14 protein-coding genes are annotated in these 15,513 nt (G+C 71.3%); 2 read left to right on the top strand and 12 right to left on the bottom strand.

The annotated features are described in order from the left end of the window. The 10 genes from VGB60_RS11795 to VGB60_RS11750 form a co-directional block, all read right to left on the bottom strand. A partial coding sequence (locus tag VGB60_RS11795) for a radical SAM protein (protein ID WP_331038445.1) occupies positions 1–672 on the bottom strand: 672 nt, incomplete at its 3' end. A gap of 58 nt (positions 673–730) precedes the next feature. Then, positions 731–1,213 carry a Fur family transcriptional regulator gene (locus VGB60_RS11790; RefSeq protein ID WP_331038444.1) on the bottom strand — a complete coding sequence of 161 codons (483 nt, stop codon included), beginning with the start codon at positions 1,211–1,213 and terminating at the stop codon, positions 731–733. A 27-nt stretch (positions 1,214–1,240) separates the two neighbouring features. Next, positions 1,241–1,675 carry a GNAT family N-acetyltransferase gene (locus VGB60_RS11785; protein ID WP_331038443.1) on the bottom strand — a complete coding sequence of 145 codons (435 nt, stop codon included), beginning with the start codon at positions 1,673–1,675 and terminating at the stop codon, positions 1,241–1,243. Then, positions 1,675–2,352: a tRNA (adenosine(37)-N6)-threonylcarbamoyltransferase complex dimerization subunit type 1 TsaB gene (gene tsaB / locus VGB60_RS11780; RefSeq protein WP_331038442.1), complete on the bottom strand. Its 678-nt coding sequence runs from the start codon at positions 2,350–2,352 to the stop codon at positions 1,675–1,677. Before tsaB ends, VGB60_RS11785 begins: the two co-directional genes overlap by 1 nt. Positions 2,353–2,386: 34 nt before the next feature. Then, a complete protein-coding gene (locus VGB60_RS11775; protein WP_331038441.1) occupies positions 2,387–2,776 on the bottom strand; it encodes a helix-turn-helix transcriptional regulator in 390 nt (129 codons plus the stop codon). A 69-nt stretch (positions 2,777–2,845) separates the two neighbouring features. Next, positions 2,846–3,430, bottom strand: a complete 585-nt coding sequence (locus VGB60_RS11770) for a helix-turn-helix transcriptional regulator (RefSeq protein ID WP_331038440.1) — start codon at positions 3,428–3,430, stop codon at positions 2,846–2,848. A 225-nt stretch (positions 3,431–3,655) separates the two neighbouring features. Continuing rightward, entirely contained in the window at positions 3,656–4,207 is a 552-nt protein-coding gene (locus tag VGB60_RS11765) for a NifU family protein (RefSeq protein WP_331038439.1), read from the bottom strand. 287 nt (positions 4,208–4,494) lie between these two features. Beyond that, the gene (locus VGB60_RS11760) at positions 4,495–4,965 is read right to left on the bottom strand and encodes a universal stress protein (RefSeq protein WP_331038438.1); all 471 of its coding nucleotides are present in this window, start codon (positions 4,963–4,965) and stop codon (positions 4,495–4,497) included. Positions 4,966–4,985: 20 nt separating this feature from the next. Next, the gene (locus VGB60_RS11755; RefSeq protein WP_331038437.1) at positions 4,986–9,866 is read right to left on the bottom strand and encodes an NAD-glutamate dehydrogenase; all 4,881 of its coding nucleotides are present in this window, start codon (positions 9,864–9,866) and stop codon (positions 4,986–4,988) included. A 318-nt stretch (positions 9,867–10,184) separates the two neighbouring features. Next, on the bottom strand, positions 10,185–11,324 hold the full coding sequence (locus tag VGB60_RS11750) for an AI-2E family transporter (RefSeq protein ID WP_331038436.1): 1,140 nt from the start codon (positions 11,322–11,324) through the stop codon (positions 10,185–10,187). Positions 11,325–11,422: 98 nt separating this feature from the next. Here VGB60_RS11750 and VGB60_RS11745 point away from each other — a divergent pair, with 98 nt between their 5' ends. Beyond that, entirely contained in the window at positions 11,423–13,003 is a 1,581-nt protein-coding gene (locus VGB60_RS11745; protein WP_331038435.1) for a helicase HerA-like domain-containing protein, read from the top strand. Between the two features lie 173 nt (positions 13,004–13,176). Here the strand turns inward: VGB60_RS11745 and VGB60_RS11740 are convergent, their stop codons facing one another. Next, positions 13,177–14,307, bottom strand: a complete 1,131-nt coding sequence (locus tag VGB60_RS11740) for an MltA domain-containing protein (RefSeq protein ID WP_331038434.1) — start codon at positions 14,305–14,307, stop codon at positions 13,177–13,179. Between the two features lie 14 nt (positions 14,308–14,321). Then, a complete protein-coding gene (gene timA / locus VGB60_RS11735; RefSeq protein WP_331038433.1) occupies positions 14,322–14,966 on the bottom strand; it encodes a TIM44-related membrane protein TimA in 645 nt (214 codons plus the stop codon). Positions 14,967–15,157: 191 nt separating this feature from the next. On the opposite strand from timA, the gene VGB60_RS11730 reads away from it, so the two are divergent. Beyond that, positions 15,158–15,513 (top strand): protein-export chaperone SecB (locus VGB60_RS11730; protein WP_331038432.1); only part of this gene is annotated, 356 nt, incomplete at its 3' end.

The following is a 15,513-nucleotide window of genomic DNA, read 5'->3' as shown; positions in this document are numbered from 1 at the left end:
GCCGTCGTAGGCGTTGACGTTCTGGCCCAGCAGGGTCAGCTCGCGCACCCCCTGCTCCGCCAACTCCCGCGCCTCGGCCAGCACCGCCGCCACCGGCCGCGACCACTCCGCGCCGCGGGTGTAGGGGACGACGCAGAAGGTGCAGAACTTGTCGCAGCCCTCCTGCACCGTCAGGAAGGCGGTCGGGCCGTCGACGCCGCGCGCCCGCGGCAGGGCGTCGAACTTGTCGACCGGCGCGAAGTCGGCCCCGATCCGCTCGCCCCGCGCCCGCGCCGTGCGGGTCAGCAGCTCGGGCAGCTGATGGTAGGCCTGGGGTCCGACGACCAGGTCGACGGCCGGCTGGCGGCGGATGATCTCCTGCCCTTCCGCCTGGGCGACGCAGCCGGCCACGGCGATGGTCATGCCCGCGCCGGCGGCGGCGCGCTCGGCCTTCATCACCTTCAGCCGCCCCAGCTCGGAATAGACCTTCTCGGCCGCCTTTTCGCGGATGTGGCAGGTGTTCAGGATGACGAAGTCGGCGTCCTCCGCCGTGTCCGTCGCCGTATAACCCAGCGGGCGCAGCACATCGGCCATGCGCTCGGAGTCGTAGACGTTCATCTGGCAGCCGTAGGTCTTGATGAACAGCCGCTTGCGCGGCGGCTCGACCGGGGGCGCGGTCAGGATCTCGGTCATCGGCGCATGTCTAGGCCGCAACGCGGATTTCCGCTACCTGAGCCGAGGCGCACGCGGGTCAGGTGTCGAGCGCGTCCACGTCGACGCGAGCGGCGTTGCGGTGGAAGATCAGGCCCTCGCGCTTGGACGGCTCGGCGCCCGGGATCGGCTTGCCGTAAAGCTCCAGCTTGTGGCCGATCAGTTCGAAGCCCAGCCGTTCGGCGATCTCGGTCTTGAGCCGCTCGATCTCGGCGTCGAAGAATTCGATGACCTCGCCGGTGCGGGTGTCGATCAGGTGGTCGTGGTGGTCGTCGCCGGCCTCTTCATAGCGGCTGCGGCCGTCGCCGAAGTCGTGCTTCTCGACCACGCCCGCCTCTTCGAACAGGCGCACGGTGCGATAGACGGTGGCGATCGAGATATGGGGATCGATGGACGAGGCGCGGCGGTACAGCTCCTCGACATCGGGGTGGTCCTCGGCGCTGGACAGCACCCGCGCGATCACGCGCCGCTGCTCGGTCATGCGCATGCCGCGGTCGGCGCAGAGCTTCTCTATCCGGTCCATGGACGCAGAATAGGCGCGCCGCCCCGGCTAGGGAAGCGCGTTCCCGAGGTCGAGCGCCAGCACCAGCGCATCGGCCGCCGGACCGTCTGGCCGGGCGTAATAGCCCCGCCGCCGCCCGGCCTCGGCGAAGCCGGCGCGGGCGTAGAGGGCGCGGGCGGCGGCATTGTCCTCGGCCACCTCCAGGAACATCCGCTCGGCGCCCCCGGCGACGGCGAGGACGAGGCCTTGGGCCAGCAGATCGGCGCCCACGCCGCGCCGCCGGGCGGACGGTCGGACCGCCAGCGTCAGGATCTCCGCCTCGCCCGCCGCCGTGCGGATCAGGATGAAGCCGTCCACCGCCTCCGCCGCCGACACGCCGGGTTGGTCCAGCAGGGTTGCGAACGCCGCCGCGTCCCATGGCGCGTCGAACGCTTCGCCGTGCAGGGCCGCGAGGCGGGCGGCCGCCGCGCCCACGCCGGCCATCAGCCTCGGCCCGGCCGCGCCTGTCCCGGCGTGCGGGTCGGCGGCAAGGCGTCCGGCGCCCGCAGGTACAGGGGACGCGCCGGAGCCAGCTCCGGATCGGCCTTCGCGGTCAGGCGGGCGAGAGCCGCCGGCGTCGGACCGGCCAGCGACAGGACGGACGCCGACCTCGCCGGGTCGTCGAACAGGGCCGCGCCCGAGCCGACCAGCGTCGCGTCGGACGCGAGGCCGGCGATGCGCTCCGCCCCGGCCTCAAGCGACAGGGCTTCCGGCCCCCCTGCCGGAACGCCATGGGCGAAAAATCGTGCGTAGACCTGCCCCCGCCGGGCGTCGATAAGCGCCGCCACGCTCGCGGCCTCGACTGAAGCGGCCAGGGCGTCGAGGCTCGACAGGCCGACCACCGGCCGATCCAGCGCCGCGCCCAGCCCCAGCGCGAACGCCATCCCGACCCTCAGGCCGGTGAACGAGCCCGGCCCGACGATGACGCCGATCCGGTCGAGGTCCGCGAAGCGCAGCCCGGAGCCGGCGACGGCGTCCCGCGCGAACCCCGCCAGACGCTCCGAATGACCCTTGCTCATGGGCTCCGACCGCAGGCCCAACTCACGGACGGCGCCGCCGTCGACCATGAACACGCCAGCCGTGCAGAGGCCCAGGGCCGTGTCGATCACCAGCACCCTCACGCCGGGCGCTCCAGCCGAACGGGGCGGGCGTGCGTCAGCCTTCGCCGCCGAGCGCGCGCACGATCCGCGCCACGGCCTTGCGCAGGTCCCGGTCGGCGATGCGCGGGAACCCCGTCGCCACGGCTCGCCCGTCCGCCGTTGCGGTGATCGAACGCAGCGCGGCCCACCCGTCCTCTCCCGGCGCGGCCCCGGCTTCGACCGGCGGGAAGAAGGCCTCGACCGAGGTTCCAAGCACGACGGCCGTTCGGTACAGCCGCGACGCCGAAATGCGGTTCTGCCCCGTCTCGTACTTCTGCACCTGCTGGAAGCTGATCCCCAGCCGCTGCGCCAGCGCCGTCTGCGACAGCCCGAGCGCCGAGCGCCTCAGCCCGATCCGCGCGCCGACGTAGGCGTCCACATCGTCTCGTCCCCCCGTTCTGGCCATGCGCTCGCGCCTCCTGCTCCCAACGGGACAGTTTCACGGAAACCGGCGGCTCGCAACGATTTAGTTTCATCAGCCTTCCAGTCGCGCCGTAACGGCGGACACCGATCGGGCGGCGGCGCGGGCGAGCCGCTCTTCCGCCGCGAGACCCCCAGGGCCGCCCCGCACGACGATGACGTCGGCGTCGGCTCGGTCGTAGAGCCGGACCATGACCTCGCCGTCCGCCGTCTCGATAACGCAGCCCTGATCCCGCCGGGGCCAGCGTCCCGGCTGATACTCCAGCACCACCCCGGAGGCCGCCCACGGGGCCAGGTCGTCGTTGGACAGCTGAAGTCGGCGTGTCGCGGACGAGGCGCCGTCGAAGATCCGGCCTGCGCTACTTACGCCGGATGCGGCCGGGTCTGCTGGAGCCTCGGGAGGGCCGCCGCCCACCAGCGCCAGCGCTTCCGGCGTCGCGCCGATCGCCAGCGTCAGCCGGCGCTGAACATCCGGACGGAACAGCCCCGGCCGGCGCCCGGCCTCGTACAGACCCCAGCCCTGGCTGGTCATGCCGGCGCTGCGCCCGGCCTCGGCCTGACTCAACCCCCGCTCGCGCCGGAGCGCCGCAAGGGCATCGCCGAGACGTCGCGCGTCAATGTCGCTTTCAAACCGGGGCACGGCGCGAACATGGCGCCGTCGCCCGCCGGAATCGAGAACGAATTCGTTTCAGGAGGCGAAAGCCCCACCCCCCACCGCCGTCGCCTCGGGCTTGACCCGAGGATCAGGCCGTCCGGTGCTCCGTCGATGACCTCGGAAGCCGCTGTGTCAGGGCCGCCTCCAGCGCACAGGCTCGCGCCGCCTCTGATCCTCGGGTCAAGCCCGAGGATGACGGCGAGAGAGGGGCTACAACACCTGCTCTACCCGGGTCACTTCCGGCACATAGTGTTTCATCATCTGCTCGACCCCGGCCTTCAGCGTGGCCGACGACGACGGGCAGCCGGCGCAGGCGCCGCGCATGCGCAGCGTCAGCACGCCGGTCTCTTCGTCGAAGGCGTCGAACAGGATGTCGCCGCCGTCCTGGGCCACAGCCGGACGGATGCGGCTGTCGAGCAACTGCTTGATCTCGGACACGATTTCGGTGTCCTCGGCGGTATCCGCCGCGGCGCCCTCGTCCTGGACCAGCGGCCGGCCCGAGACGAACTGGTCCATGATGGCCGCCAGGATCGGCGCCTTCATCTGGCTCCAATCAGGACCATCGGCCTGTCGCGTCACCGAGACATAGTCGGATCCGTAGAAGACTCCGGCGACGCCCTCCAGCGCGAACAGCCCCTCGGCCAGCGGCGAGGCGACGGCTTCGTCGACGGTGCGGTACTCGCGCGGCTGCGCCGACACCTCGCGTCCAGGCAGGAACTTGAGCACGTTCGGATTGGGGGTCGGTTCGGTCTGGATGAACATAGCCGCCAGATGCGCCCTCCTGGGCGAGGGTTCAAGACGTGCCAACCTTTCGGCCGCGGAGGGTCCGGACAATGAGGAGGTTCGTCACGAAGTGCACGAAGGAAGAGGCACAAAGGACACGAAGGGACCGGGTGGCGGCGACGCAGGCATTCATCCTTTGACGGTTTTGGAAGGCGCTGCGCGCAAGGCCGGGCGCAGGTTCCTTCGTGTCCTTCGTGGTTGTTCTTCGTGTTCTTTGTGACGAACCAACCGACGCCGAACCAGCCGCCGCCCGACGAACCTGGCCCCTACGCCAGGTCCTCGATGTCCTTTTCGGTCAGCTCGCCCGGCACGATCGTGACCGGAAGCTTGCGGCCCGTGAAGGCGGCGCCCTGTTTGACCACCGCCGCCACCAGCGGACCCGGGCCGCGCACGCCGCCGCCGGCCGCCAGCACCAGTATCTTGATCTCGGGGTCCTCGCCGACGACCTTGCGGATGGCGTTCTGCGGCTCGCCCCGTTCGATCAGCAGCAGCGGCGCGGCGCCGGAGCGGGTCAGCGCCTCCTCCGCCCATTTGTTCAGCAGGGTCTCGGCCTCGAGCCGCGTCTGACGTTCGATCTCGTCCCGCACGCCGGCCCAGTGGGCGTCGGAGGCAGCCGGCGGAATGACCCTCAGCAGGGCTACGCGCCCGCCCGTCGAACGCGCCCGGCGAGCGGCGTAGCGCAAGGCCGCCTCGAACTCGGGGCTGTCGTCGACCACGACCAGGAATTTGCGCGGCATCGAAAGCTCTCCCGGGCGGCCTAGCCCGCTGACGAAGCTATCTCACGGATGACGCTGTTGGCGATGGTCAGTTTGGCGAAGGTCCAGCCCGCGCCCGAAGCCTCGATCTCGTCGACCGACGCCCGGACGCCCTCGACCGTCTGCAGGCGGGGGCCGATCCAGGCGTCGACAGCCTTTTCGGCGGCCTTCTCGCTGGAGCCGACAGACACCGCCGAAGCCTTGGCGACGGCGCGGGTCAGCACGGCCTGCTCGGCCATCAGATCCTCGATCAGGCGACGGACGGCCAGCCGGTCGAAATGATCCGCCGACGGAGCGGCGCCCGCCGCAGCGCGCAGCCGGTCGAAGTCGAAGGCGGCGCCGACCTGGTGGTACAGCGTCGCCATCGCCGGCTCGGGCCAGCCCGCCTCCTTGGCCAGATCGGCGACGTCGGCGGTGGCGACCAGCGGCTGCAGCATGGCGAAGTCGCGCGCCATGGCGGCCGACGCGCCGAGATCGACGAACGTCTGGACCCGGCTTTCCAGCCGCCCCTTCTCGAACCGCGACAGCACCGAGCCGCCGGCCGCGCGCAGGGCGTCGGCGGCGGGGCGGTAGGCCTGGATCAGACCGTCGACCGTCGCGCCCGGCCGCATCGCGCGGCGGGCCAGCCAGAAGGTCTGGCGGCGCAGCACGGTGGCGATCTCCTGATACAGGGCGGTTTGGGCCGCGGCCGGGATCCTGAGGTCCAGCGCCGAGACCCCGTCCCAGGCCGCGTCGAGGCGGAAGATCTGCCGCGCCGCCTCGAAGGCGAGCACCAGCGCCGCCGTGTCGCACCGCGCCGACTGGCGCAGCCGCTCGGGGAAGGTGGGGCCGGCCATGTTGACGATCTCGTTCGACAGGATGGTCGAGACGATCTCGCGCCGCAGCCGGTGGCGCTGCATGTCGGCCTCGAACTTCGCCAGCGGCTCGGGGAAGTACCGCACCAGCGTCTGCTCGAAGAAGGCGTCGTCCGGCGCGCTTGATCCGACGATGTCGTCGAACAGCTCCAGCTTGGAATAGGCCGTCAGCACCGCCAGCTCCGGCCGGCTCAACGCAAGACCGGCGGTCTTCATCTCGGCCAGCTTCACGTCGTCGGGCAGGCCCTCGACCTTCCGGTCCAGCTTCCCCTTCGAGCCCAGCCACTGCATGAACCGCTGCTGGGCGTCGAGCGCCGTCGGGCCCTCCGCCTCCTGCAGCGAGACGGCCAGCGTCTGGTCGTAGTTGTGGACCAGCACCTTCAGCCCGACCTCGTCGGTCATCGAGGCCAGCAGGGCGTCGCGGTCCCCCGCCTTCAGGGCGCCGGAGGCGATGGCCGCCCCCGTCAGGATCTTGATGTTGACCTCGTGGTCGGAGCTGTCCACGCCGGCCGAGTTGTCGATGGCGTCGGTGTTGATCCGCCCTCCGGATCGCGCGAAGGCGATCCGCCCGGCCTGCGTCAGGCCGAGGTTGGCGCCCTCCCCCACCACCTTGACCCGCAGCTCGCCCCCGTCGATGCGGATCGCATCGTTGGCCTTGTCGCCGACCTGGGCGTCGGTCTCGTGCGGCGCCTTCACATAGGTGCCGATGCCGCCGAGATAGAGCAGGTCCGCCGGCGCCTTGAGGATCGCCTTCATCAGGCCGGCCGGATCGAGGGCATCGTCGGAGATGTCGAGCGCGGACTTGATCTCCGGCGACAGCTCGATCGACTTGGCGCCGCGCGAGAACACGCCGCCGCCCTTTGATATCTTCGACAGGTCGTAGTCCTGCCACGACGAGCGCGGCAGGCGGAACATCCGCTCCCGCTCGGCCCACGAACTGGCCGGGTCCGGGTTGGGGTCGATGAAGATGTCGCGGTGGTCGAAGGCGGCGACCAACTTGATCGCCTTCGACAGCAGCATGCCGTTGCCGAACACGTCGCCGCTCATGTCGCCGACGCCGACCACGGTGAAGGCCTCGGTCTGGATGTCCCACACCTTGTCCCGCGGGCCCATCTCGCGGAAGTGGCGCTTGACCGCCTCCCATGCGCCGCGGGCGGTGATGCCCATGACCTTGTGGTCGTAGCCGACCGAGCCGCCGCTCGCGAACGCGTCGTCCAGCCAAAAGCCGTAGTCGCGCGACACCCCGTTTGCGATGTCGGAGAAGGTCGCCGTGCCCTTGTCGGCGGCCACGACCAGATACGGGTCGTCGCCCTCGAAGCGGACCACCTTGGCCGGATGCACGACCACGCCGTCCTTGGCGATGTTGTCGGTGACGTCAAGCAAACCTGACAGGAAGGTCTTGTAGGCGCGGATCGCCTCGGCCTGCTGGGCGTCACGGTCGCCGCCGGACCGGACGATGGCGGCCAGGTGTTTGGGAAAGAAGCCGCCTTTCGAGCCGACCGGCACGATGACGGCGTTCTTGACCTGCTGCGCCTTGACCAGACCCAGCACCTCGGTTCGGAAGTCGTCGCGGCGGTCGGACCAGCGCAGGCCGCCACGGGCCACGGGTCCGAAGCGCAGATGGACGCCCTCGATGTGCGGGGCCCAGACGAAGATCTCGCGGAACGGTTTCGGCAGCGGCAGGTCGGCCAATTCGCGCGACGCGATCTTGATCGAAATGTGCGGCTTGGGGGCCCCGTCCAGGGTGGCCTGGTAGTAGTTGGTGCGCTTGATGGCCTGCACCAGCAGGGCCAGCCGGCGCAGCGCCTTGTCGTGGTCGAGGCTCTTCACCCCCTGCAGGAGGTCGGTGATGCGGGCGAACACCTCCGCCACCGCCGGCTCCCGGCCGGCGGCGTCCCCGCCCCTGGCCGGGTCGAATTTCGTCTCGAACAGTTCCAGTATGGCGCGGGCCACGGCGGGATAGTCGCGCAGGGCCTCCTCCTGCACCGCCTGCGACGGGTCGAGGCCGGTCTGCTGACGATAGCGGGCCAGCGTCCGGACCAGCGCGGCCTCGCGCCAGTCGACGCCCAGCTCCAGCACCAGACGGTTGAAGCCGTCGCTCTCGGTCAGGCCGTTCCACACGGCGGTGAACGCGGCCTCGAACGGCCCCTTCACGTCCTCGAACTTCAGGTCTGAGCCGCGCGGGTCCTCCAGCAGGAACTCGTGCACATGGATGTCGGGATCGCCGGCGGGGTGCAGGGCGTGGCCCCACTCCTCCAGCGTCTTCAGCCCCATGTCGCTGAGAATGGGCAGCACGTCCGACAGGGGCACGGCGGCGCCCCGGCGGTACAGCTTGAAGCGGAAGTTCAGGGGCCCGTCCGCCGCCGTGCGGAAGGCGCGCACCGACACCGGCTGTCCCGCCCCGACCGCGCCCGAGGCGTTCAGCCCGTCGACCGCCATCAGATCACGCACCGCCTCGCCGGCGTCATATCGGTCGCGGTAGCCGGCGCCGAAGGCCTCGGCCCATTTGGCGCTCAGCGGCCCCACGGCCACGTCGTCGACGTCGGCCTCGCGCAGCGCCGACTCGAACCGGTCGACCCAGCTGCGCCCAGCCTCGGCCACCTCGGCCTCAAGCTCGGCTTGATCCGGACACGGATGATCGCCGGCCGTCACTCCGACGATGTAGTGGATGCGGACCAGCGGCTGGTCCGACAGCTGGGGATACCAGGCCGACAGCCGCCCGCCCCAGGCCTTGGCGAGAATGCGCCCGATCCGTTCCCGAACCGAGGCGTCGAAGCGCTCACGGGGGATGAAGGCCAGGATCGAGACGAAGCGGTCGAACGGGTCCTGGCGGGTGAAAATCTTGATCCGGGGCCGGTCGTGCAGGTGCAGGATGCCGCGCGCGATCTCGAGCAGCTCGGTCTCTCCGATCTGGAAGAGCTCGTCGCGGGGATAGTTTTCGAGGATGTTCTTCAGCCGCTTCTCGCTGTGGCTGCCGGCGGTCTTGTCCGCCCGGGCCAGCGCGTTGGCGACCTTGCGGCGCACCAGCGGCACCTGAGAGGCGGCGCGGTCGTAGGCCTCTGCCGTGAACAGGCCGACGAAGCGGGTCTCGCCCGACGGGCGGCCGTCCGGCCCGAACCGCTTGACCCCGATGTAGTCCATGTAGGCCCGGCGGTGGACGCGGGAGCGGACGTTGGCCTTGGCCACCGTCACCGGTTCGGACAGGTCCAGTTGGCGCTTCATCGAGCGGGTCAGGACCGCCGGCTCGTTGGCGCGGCGCAGCACTGTGCGGTTCGGGTCGGCCAGCACGCCCAGCCCGGCGCCCGACTGCGACAGCGGCGCCTCGGCCTCGTAGCCGCCGTCGGCGCTGCGCGGATAGTCGTAGTCGCGCGCGCCGAGGAAGACGAAGTGGTCCGCCTGAAGCCAGTTCAGGAAGGCCAGGTTCTCGGCCAGCACCTCGGGATCGACGCCCGGAGGCGAGCTCTCGAGGTGGGTGATCGACCGGGCCATCAGGGCGTTCATGGCGGCGTGGTCGGCCACCGCCGCGCGCACGTCGTTCATGGTCGCGGCCAGCGCCTCGCCCAGCACGTCGCGCCGCTCCTGCGGCAGCGGGTCCATGACGACGACGATCAGCGACAGGCGGGCCCCGTCGCGCTCCACGATCGGATGGTACATCGACCGCACCGTGACGCCGGCTTCGGCCAGTTCGCCCATGACGCTGTCGACGAGGAAGGGCCGGTCGTCCTGCACGAGCGCGAGGCTGTCGTAGCCGGTGGGATGGCCGTCGGCGCCGGTCAGCGGCCCCAGGGTGATGCGCGCGGGCTCTCCGGCCTTGCGCCCTTCGGCGGACGTCCAGACCGCCGCCAGCAGCGCGGCCAGATCGGCGCCTCCCAGCTCGGGCGTCTCGTCGGCGGCGTAGTCGTCGAAGGCCTGCGCCAGATAGGAGCGGGCGGCGTCGCCGGGCGAGCCTCCCGCCGCTGCTCCGAACGCCGCCTCCAGCGCCTCCAGCGTAATCGCCTGAGGAAGCTTGGCAGCGTGTTCGCCGGACATGGGCAGGTCTCTTGTCGACGCGGCCTCGTCTGCGGCCGCCGGAAAGCAGGGGTCAGACTAGGCCGCTGCGCCGCAGGGGCAAGCGGTCTCTCCGACGGCCGCCTGACTAGGCCAGCCGCCCGGTCTCGGGAACCCCCAAAAGCGGCGATCCGGTCGACAGACGCCGGAAACGACAAGGCCGCCGGGCTTGCGCCCGGCGGCCTGCTTCGGATCGGCGCCCAGGAGGGGGAGGGTTGGCGCCGATCGATTCCGCCGCGGCCTTGGGGGAGGGGAGGGAGCCGCGGCGACAGGGAGGAGATAGGGGCCGGTTGTGGCCGATCAAGGGCGAGCGGCGCCCTCGGCGGCCGCCGGGTTGCGGCGTGTTGACGCGGGCTCGACCTCAGGCTCGTCGTCCTCCTGTGCGTAGGGTTCGCCGTCGCCGGACAACAGGATGGCCATCCAGCGCGAGCCCTTGAACTCGGCCAGCACCGCCATGGCCATGACCGCCAGCGGCGTCGACAGGAACATGCCGACCACGCCCCAAAGCTGGCCCCACAGCGCCAGCGACAGCAGCACCACCACCGGATCGATGTTCTGGTTGTCCCCCTGCATGCGCGGCTGGATCAGGTTGCCGCTGATGAACAGGATCACCTGGAGGCCGATCAACAGGATCAGCGCCGGCCAGTAGCTCTCGAACTGAACCAGGGCGAACAGCGGCGGGGCCAGACCCGCCACGGCCCCGCCCAGCACCGGGATGAAGCCGACGATGAAGATGACGAAGGTCCAGAACTCGGCGTTCTGGAGACCCACGGCCCGCATCAGCAGCCAGGCGGCGGCGCAGATCATGGCGCCGGTGACGGTCTGGACCCACAGATAGCCCTCGACCCCCCCGCGCACTCGCGCGAACACCTCCAGCGCCTCGGACCGAGCCGCCCGGCCGGGGAACAGGCCGACGATCTTGCGCCGGAAGCCGTTCTGGGCCGCCAGCAGAAAGCCGAGATAGACCATCACGAAGAAGGCCCCCGACAGGACGCCGGAAACCTGACCGGCGAACCGCCCCAGCCAGGCCCGCAGGTCCAGTTGGGCGATCAGCTGGCTGGCGGTGGGGGCCGTCTCGGCGCCGAACAACCGGGAGCCGTCGGCGAGGATCTGATCGATGCGGGGCCCGATCCGGGTGGTCACGCCCGAGGCTTCGCTGAAAAAGTTCAGGGCCCCGTTGGTGATGACGGCGATGGAGGCGAGGAAGCCCAGCACCACCACCAGCAAGGCGGCCACGCCGGCCCAGCGCGACGGCACCGGCGTCCGGGCCTCGATCGACCGCTTCACCCCGTCGATCATGATCATCAGGAACAGGGCCATGGCCAGCGGCGTGAGGATGTCCCTGAGCCAGAAGACGGCGGCCCCGCCGGCGACCACGGCGATCAGCACCAGGGCGTTGCGCGAGACGGTCGAGGCCGGCAGGGCGATCGGGGTTTTCATGGGCATATGGTCAAGGTCCCGGCCCGCGGCGTCAATCCGGCCTTGAACAGCTTCGCTTGCCGGTAGAGCATGAGCGCCGCCCGCCTCCCGGAGTTCCCATGCCTGACGCCGCCCCCGGTCTGTTCCTCGGCCAGTCTGATGACGCGGGAGCCGCCGGACCGCAGCACCTGCTGTTCCACCGGGCCAACCGTCACGGCGTCGTGGCGGGCGCGACGGGCACCGGCAAGACCGTGACCCTGCAGATCATGGCCCAGGGGTTCTCCGACGCCGGGGTGCCGGTGTTCTGCGCCGATGTGAAAGGCGATCTGTCCGGCATCTGCGTACCGGGCGCGCCCAATGAGAAGCTGCTGGCCCGCGCCGCCTCCATGGGGCTGACGCTGCAGCCCAGGGCGGCGCCGACGGTGTTCTGGGACCTGTACGGCCAGAAGGGCCACCCGATCCGCACCACCGTGAGCGAGATCGGCCCGCTGCTGCTGGCGCGGATGCTGAATCTGAACGAGGTGCAGGAGGGCGTGCTGTCGGTCCTGTTCCACGTCGCGGACACGGAGGGCCTGCTGCTGCTCGACCTCGACGACCTGCGCGCCATGCTGGTCTATCTGGGCGAGAACGCCGAGCGGATTGGGCGCGAGGTCGGCAATGTCGCCCCCGCTTCCATCGCCTCGATCCAGCGCGCCATCCTGCAGCTGGAACAGCAGGGCGGAGACGCCTTCTTCGGCGAACCGGCCCTGCGGCTGGAGGACATGATGCGGACAGGTCTCGACGGTCGCGGACAGGTCAATGTGCTGGACGCGACCCGGCTGATGGGCAGCCCGCGCCTGTACGCCGTCTTCCTGCTGTGGCTGCTGTCCGAGCTGTTCGAACAGCTGCCCGAGGTCGGCGACCCCGACCGGCCGCGCCTCGTCTTCTTCTTCGACGAGGCCCATCTGCTGTTCAACGACACCCCTGCGGCCCTGCGCGAGAAGGTCGATCAGGTGGTGCGGCTGATCCGCTCCAAGGGCGTGGGCGTCTATTTCGTCACCCAGAACCCGGCCGACATTCCCGACAGCGTGCTGGCCCAGCTGGGCAACCGCATCCAGCATGCGCTGCGCGCCTACACGCCCGCCGAGCAGCGCGGGCTGAAGGCGGCGTCCGACAGCTTCCGACCCAACCCCGCCTTCGACACGGCCGAGGCGATCCAGTCGCTGGGCGTGGGCGAGGCGCTGGTCTCGACCCTTGACGACAAGGGCGCGCCCACGGTCGTCGCCCGCACGTCGATCCGCCCGCCCGACAGCCGCCTCGGCCCGGCGACCGACGCCGAACGCGCCGCCGTCATGGCCGCCAGCCCCGTCCGCGGCCTCTACGAAGCGGTGGTCGACCGCGATTCCGCCGAGGAAATCCTCGCCGCCCGCCGCGGCGAGCAGGACCAGGCCGCCGCCGACGCCAAGCTGGCAGAGGCCCGGGTGAAGGCAGACGCTGTCGCCGCGCGGGACGCCGAGAAGGCCGCCGTGGCGCGCGAGAAGGTGCAGGCGCGCGAACAGGCGCGCTATGACCGGGAAGCGCCGCGGGCGAGAGCGCCCGCCCGGCGCTCGACGCGGGAGACGCCGGTGGAGGCTATGACCAAGTCGGTGCTGCGGACGGCCGGCAGCACGATCACGCGCGAGCTGCTGCGTGGGGTGCTGGGGAGTTTCAGGCGGCGCTAGCACTACCGCCTCTCCCTCCCGCTTGAGGGAGGGTGGCTGAGCCGCAGGCGAAGCCGGGTGGGAGGGGCTCGGCGAGGCGAGCGCCGGCGGATGCCTTGCCGAAGCGCCCCCGCCCCCTTGCCGCTCCGCGCGGCAAGGACCCTCCCCCAAAGTGGGAGGGAGAGGTTTCGCGCCTACCTCCTCGGAACCAGCCGCCACATCCTGAGCGGATGCCGCACCGCCCCCGCCTCGCTACCCGCCGCCTCGCCCCGGCCCATGTAGAGGTCCGCCCGCACCGGTCCGCGGATGGCCGAGCCGGTGTCCAACGCCATGACCAGCCCCTGATAGCTCCCCCGGGCGCCGCGCAGGTTTCCGCCGTCGGCGGCGATCCAGACGACGTCGCCGTAGCGCCAGTGGGCCGGATCGACGGCGATGGCGCGGCGGGGGGGCAGGGGGACGCCCGCGGCGCCCGCCGGATGCCCGCCGTCGTCAGGGTCGGCCCGGAAGAAGATGTAGCGGGGGTTCAGCGCCATGACCGCCCGCGCCTCCGGTCCCCGGTGGTCCGCCAGCCAGCGGCGGATGGCGTCGCCCGACGTGCCGTTCTGCGGCAGCAGGCCCTGCTCGGCCATGGGTCGGGCGATGCCGGTGAACGGGCGGCCGTTGTCGGTGGCGTAGGCGGCGCGCACGCGGCGTCCGTCCTCGAGCGTCAGATAGCCGGACCCCTGGATCTGCATGAAGAACAGGTCCTCGGCCCGCATCCACGCCAGGGCCCGAGCGGGCGGCGCCGCCTCGATATCCGCCCGGGACGGAAGCACCTGTCCGCGGGTCCAGCCCTCTGGCGGCGCCAGCACCGGCGCGTCGAACTCCCGGTCGGGCCGGCTGCGGGCCGGATACTCGGGGGCGAAATAGGCCGTCAGCAGGCCTGGGGCGCCGTCCGTCGTCTCGGCCGCGACGACGGTGAAGCCGGTCTCGAAGAAGGCCCGCGCCGCCGAGGGGGTGACGGGGCGGGAGGTCTGGCGCAGCATCTGCGCCCGCGCACACTGGGTGCGCGCCGCCCCCTCGCGCGCCACGCCGCAGCCGGCCGTATAGGCCTCGAACGCCGCCAGATGGTCCTCGGCGCCCCAGCCCGGCAGGGCGGCGAGGCTGACGCCGGGCGCGGGCGACGATTCCGGGAGCCGGGTCGGCGGTGGGGCAGGGGGGCGTTCCGCCGGGACCGGACGGCCGGTCGGGGGTGACGGCGGGGCCGGGATGGCGCAGGCGGCGAGCGCCAGCAGCAGGCCGAGCGCGGCGCTGCTCCCCGCCTTTGCCAAGGCGGGACGGCGCAACGCGTCCGCCCTGATCACGCCGCGGCGGGTTCGGTGCGGGCCAGAACCCAGTTGGGATCGCTGGCGCCCAGGGTGCGCTCGAAGGTCCACAGCTCGGCGACGCGGCGTTCTTCCACCTGCTCCTCGGCGGCGGAATCGGCGGAGCGGATGCGGTTGCGCAGCTCCGCGAGGAAGCGGACCTTGGCCGTGGCCCTGTCGCCCTCGGCGGTGGCCATCTCGAGATCGGCGCGCGCCGGGTGCAGGAACTCCGTCGTTTCGGTCTCGCCCCGGGTCTCGCGCGCGGCGATGCCCGCCTCGAACGAGGCCATGACCGCTGAGGTCAGCAGGGGCTTCAGCGTCTCGCGGTCGCCAGAGGCATAGGCGCGCACGATGGTCTCGTGCGCCTGACGGGCGCCTTCGAGGAAGCGAACGGGGTCGAAGTTCGGGTCGCGCGCCTTCAGCCCGGCGATCGAGGCCAGGGTGACGGCGTCGAGGACATTGGGGCGTCCCGGCGCCGCGGGTTCGGCGCGGGCGGCGGCGGCGGCGGGAACCGCGGCCTTGGCGCGGGCGTCGTCCTCGGGCTGGCGACCGACCTTCTTGCCCAGCACATTATAGAGCTGGAACAGGACGAAGGCGGCGATCACGGCGAAGATGACGATCTGGATCTGGACCGGCGGCACTGGCGATTCCTGACTGGCGGCCGCGGAGCGGCGCGACGTGTGACGATTAGGGGCTCATATGGGGCCGCGCAACCTGAACCGCCCCTGAGCTTCCGCGAGCGTCGTTGCCGCACCCCCCGAGCCCGTGCTAGTCGCCGCGCCTTCCGGGCGCCATCGAGCGCGCCTCAACCCTTTCAAGACAGACCCCGCCGATGACCGACGTCGCCCCTCCCTCCGATCCCGCCACCGGCGCCCCCGCCGCCGATCAAGGGCCGCAGGGTCCCGGCTTCCGCATCGTCGCCCAGTACGTCAAGGACCTCTCGTTCGAGAACCCCAAGGCCCCGGACTCGCTGCGCATTGACGGCAAGCCGGCGATCGACATGGGCGTCGAGATGAACGCCCAGGGCCGCCCCGACGGCCTGTTCGAGGTCGAGCTGCGCCTGTCGATCAAGGCCTCGACCGACGCCATGACGGTGTTCAACGTCGAGCTTCAGTACGGCGGCCTGTTCGCCCTGCACGGCGTGGCCGAACAGGACATCGAGCCGCTGCTGCTGATCGAATGCCCGCG

The sequence above is a fragment of the Brevundimonas sp. genome (assembly GCF_036399195.1).
Lineage (GTDB): Bacteria > Pseudomonadota > Alphaproteobacteria > Caulobacterales > Caulobacteraceae > Brevundimonas.
The sequence above is the reverse complement of the archived record's forward strand: the minus strand, read 5'-3'. Positions and strand labels throughout refer to the sequence as shown.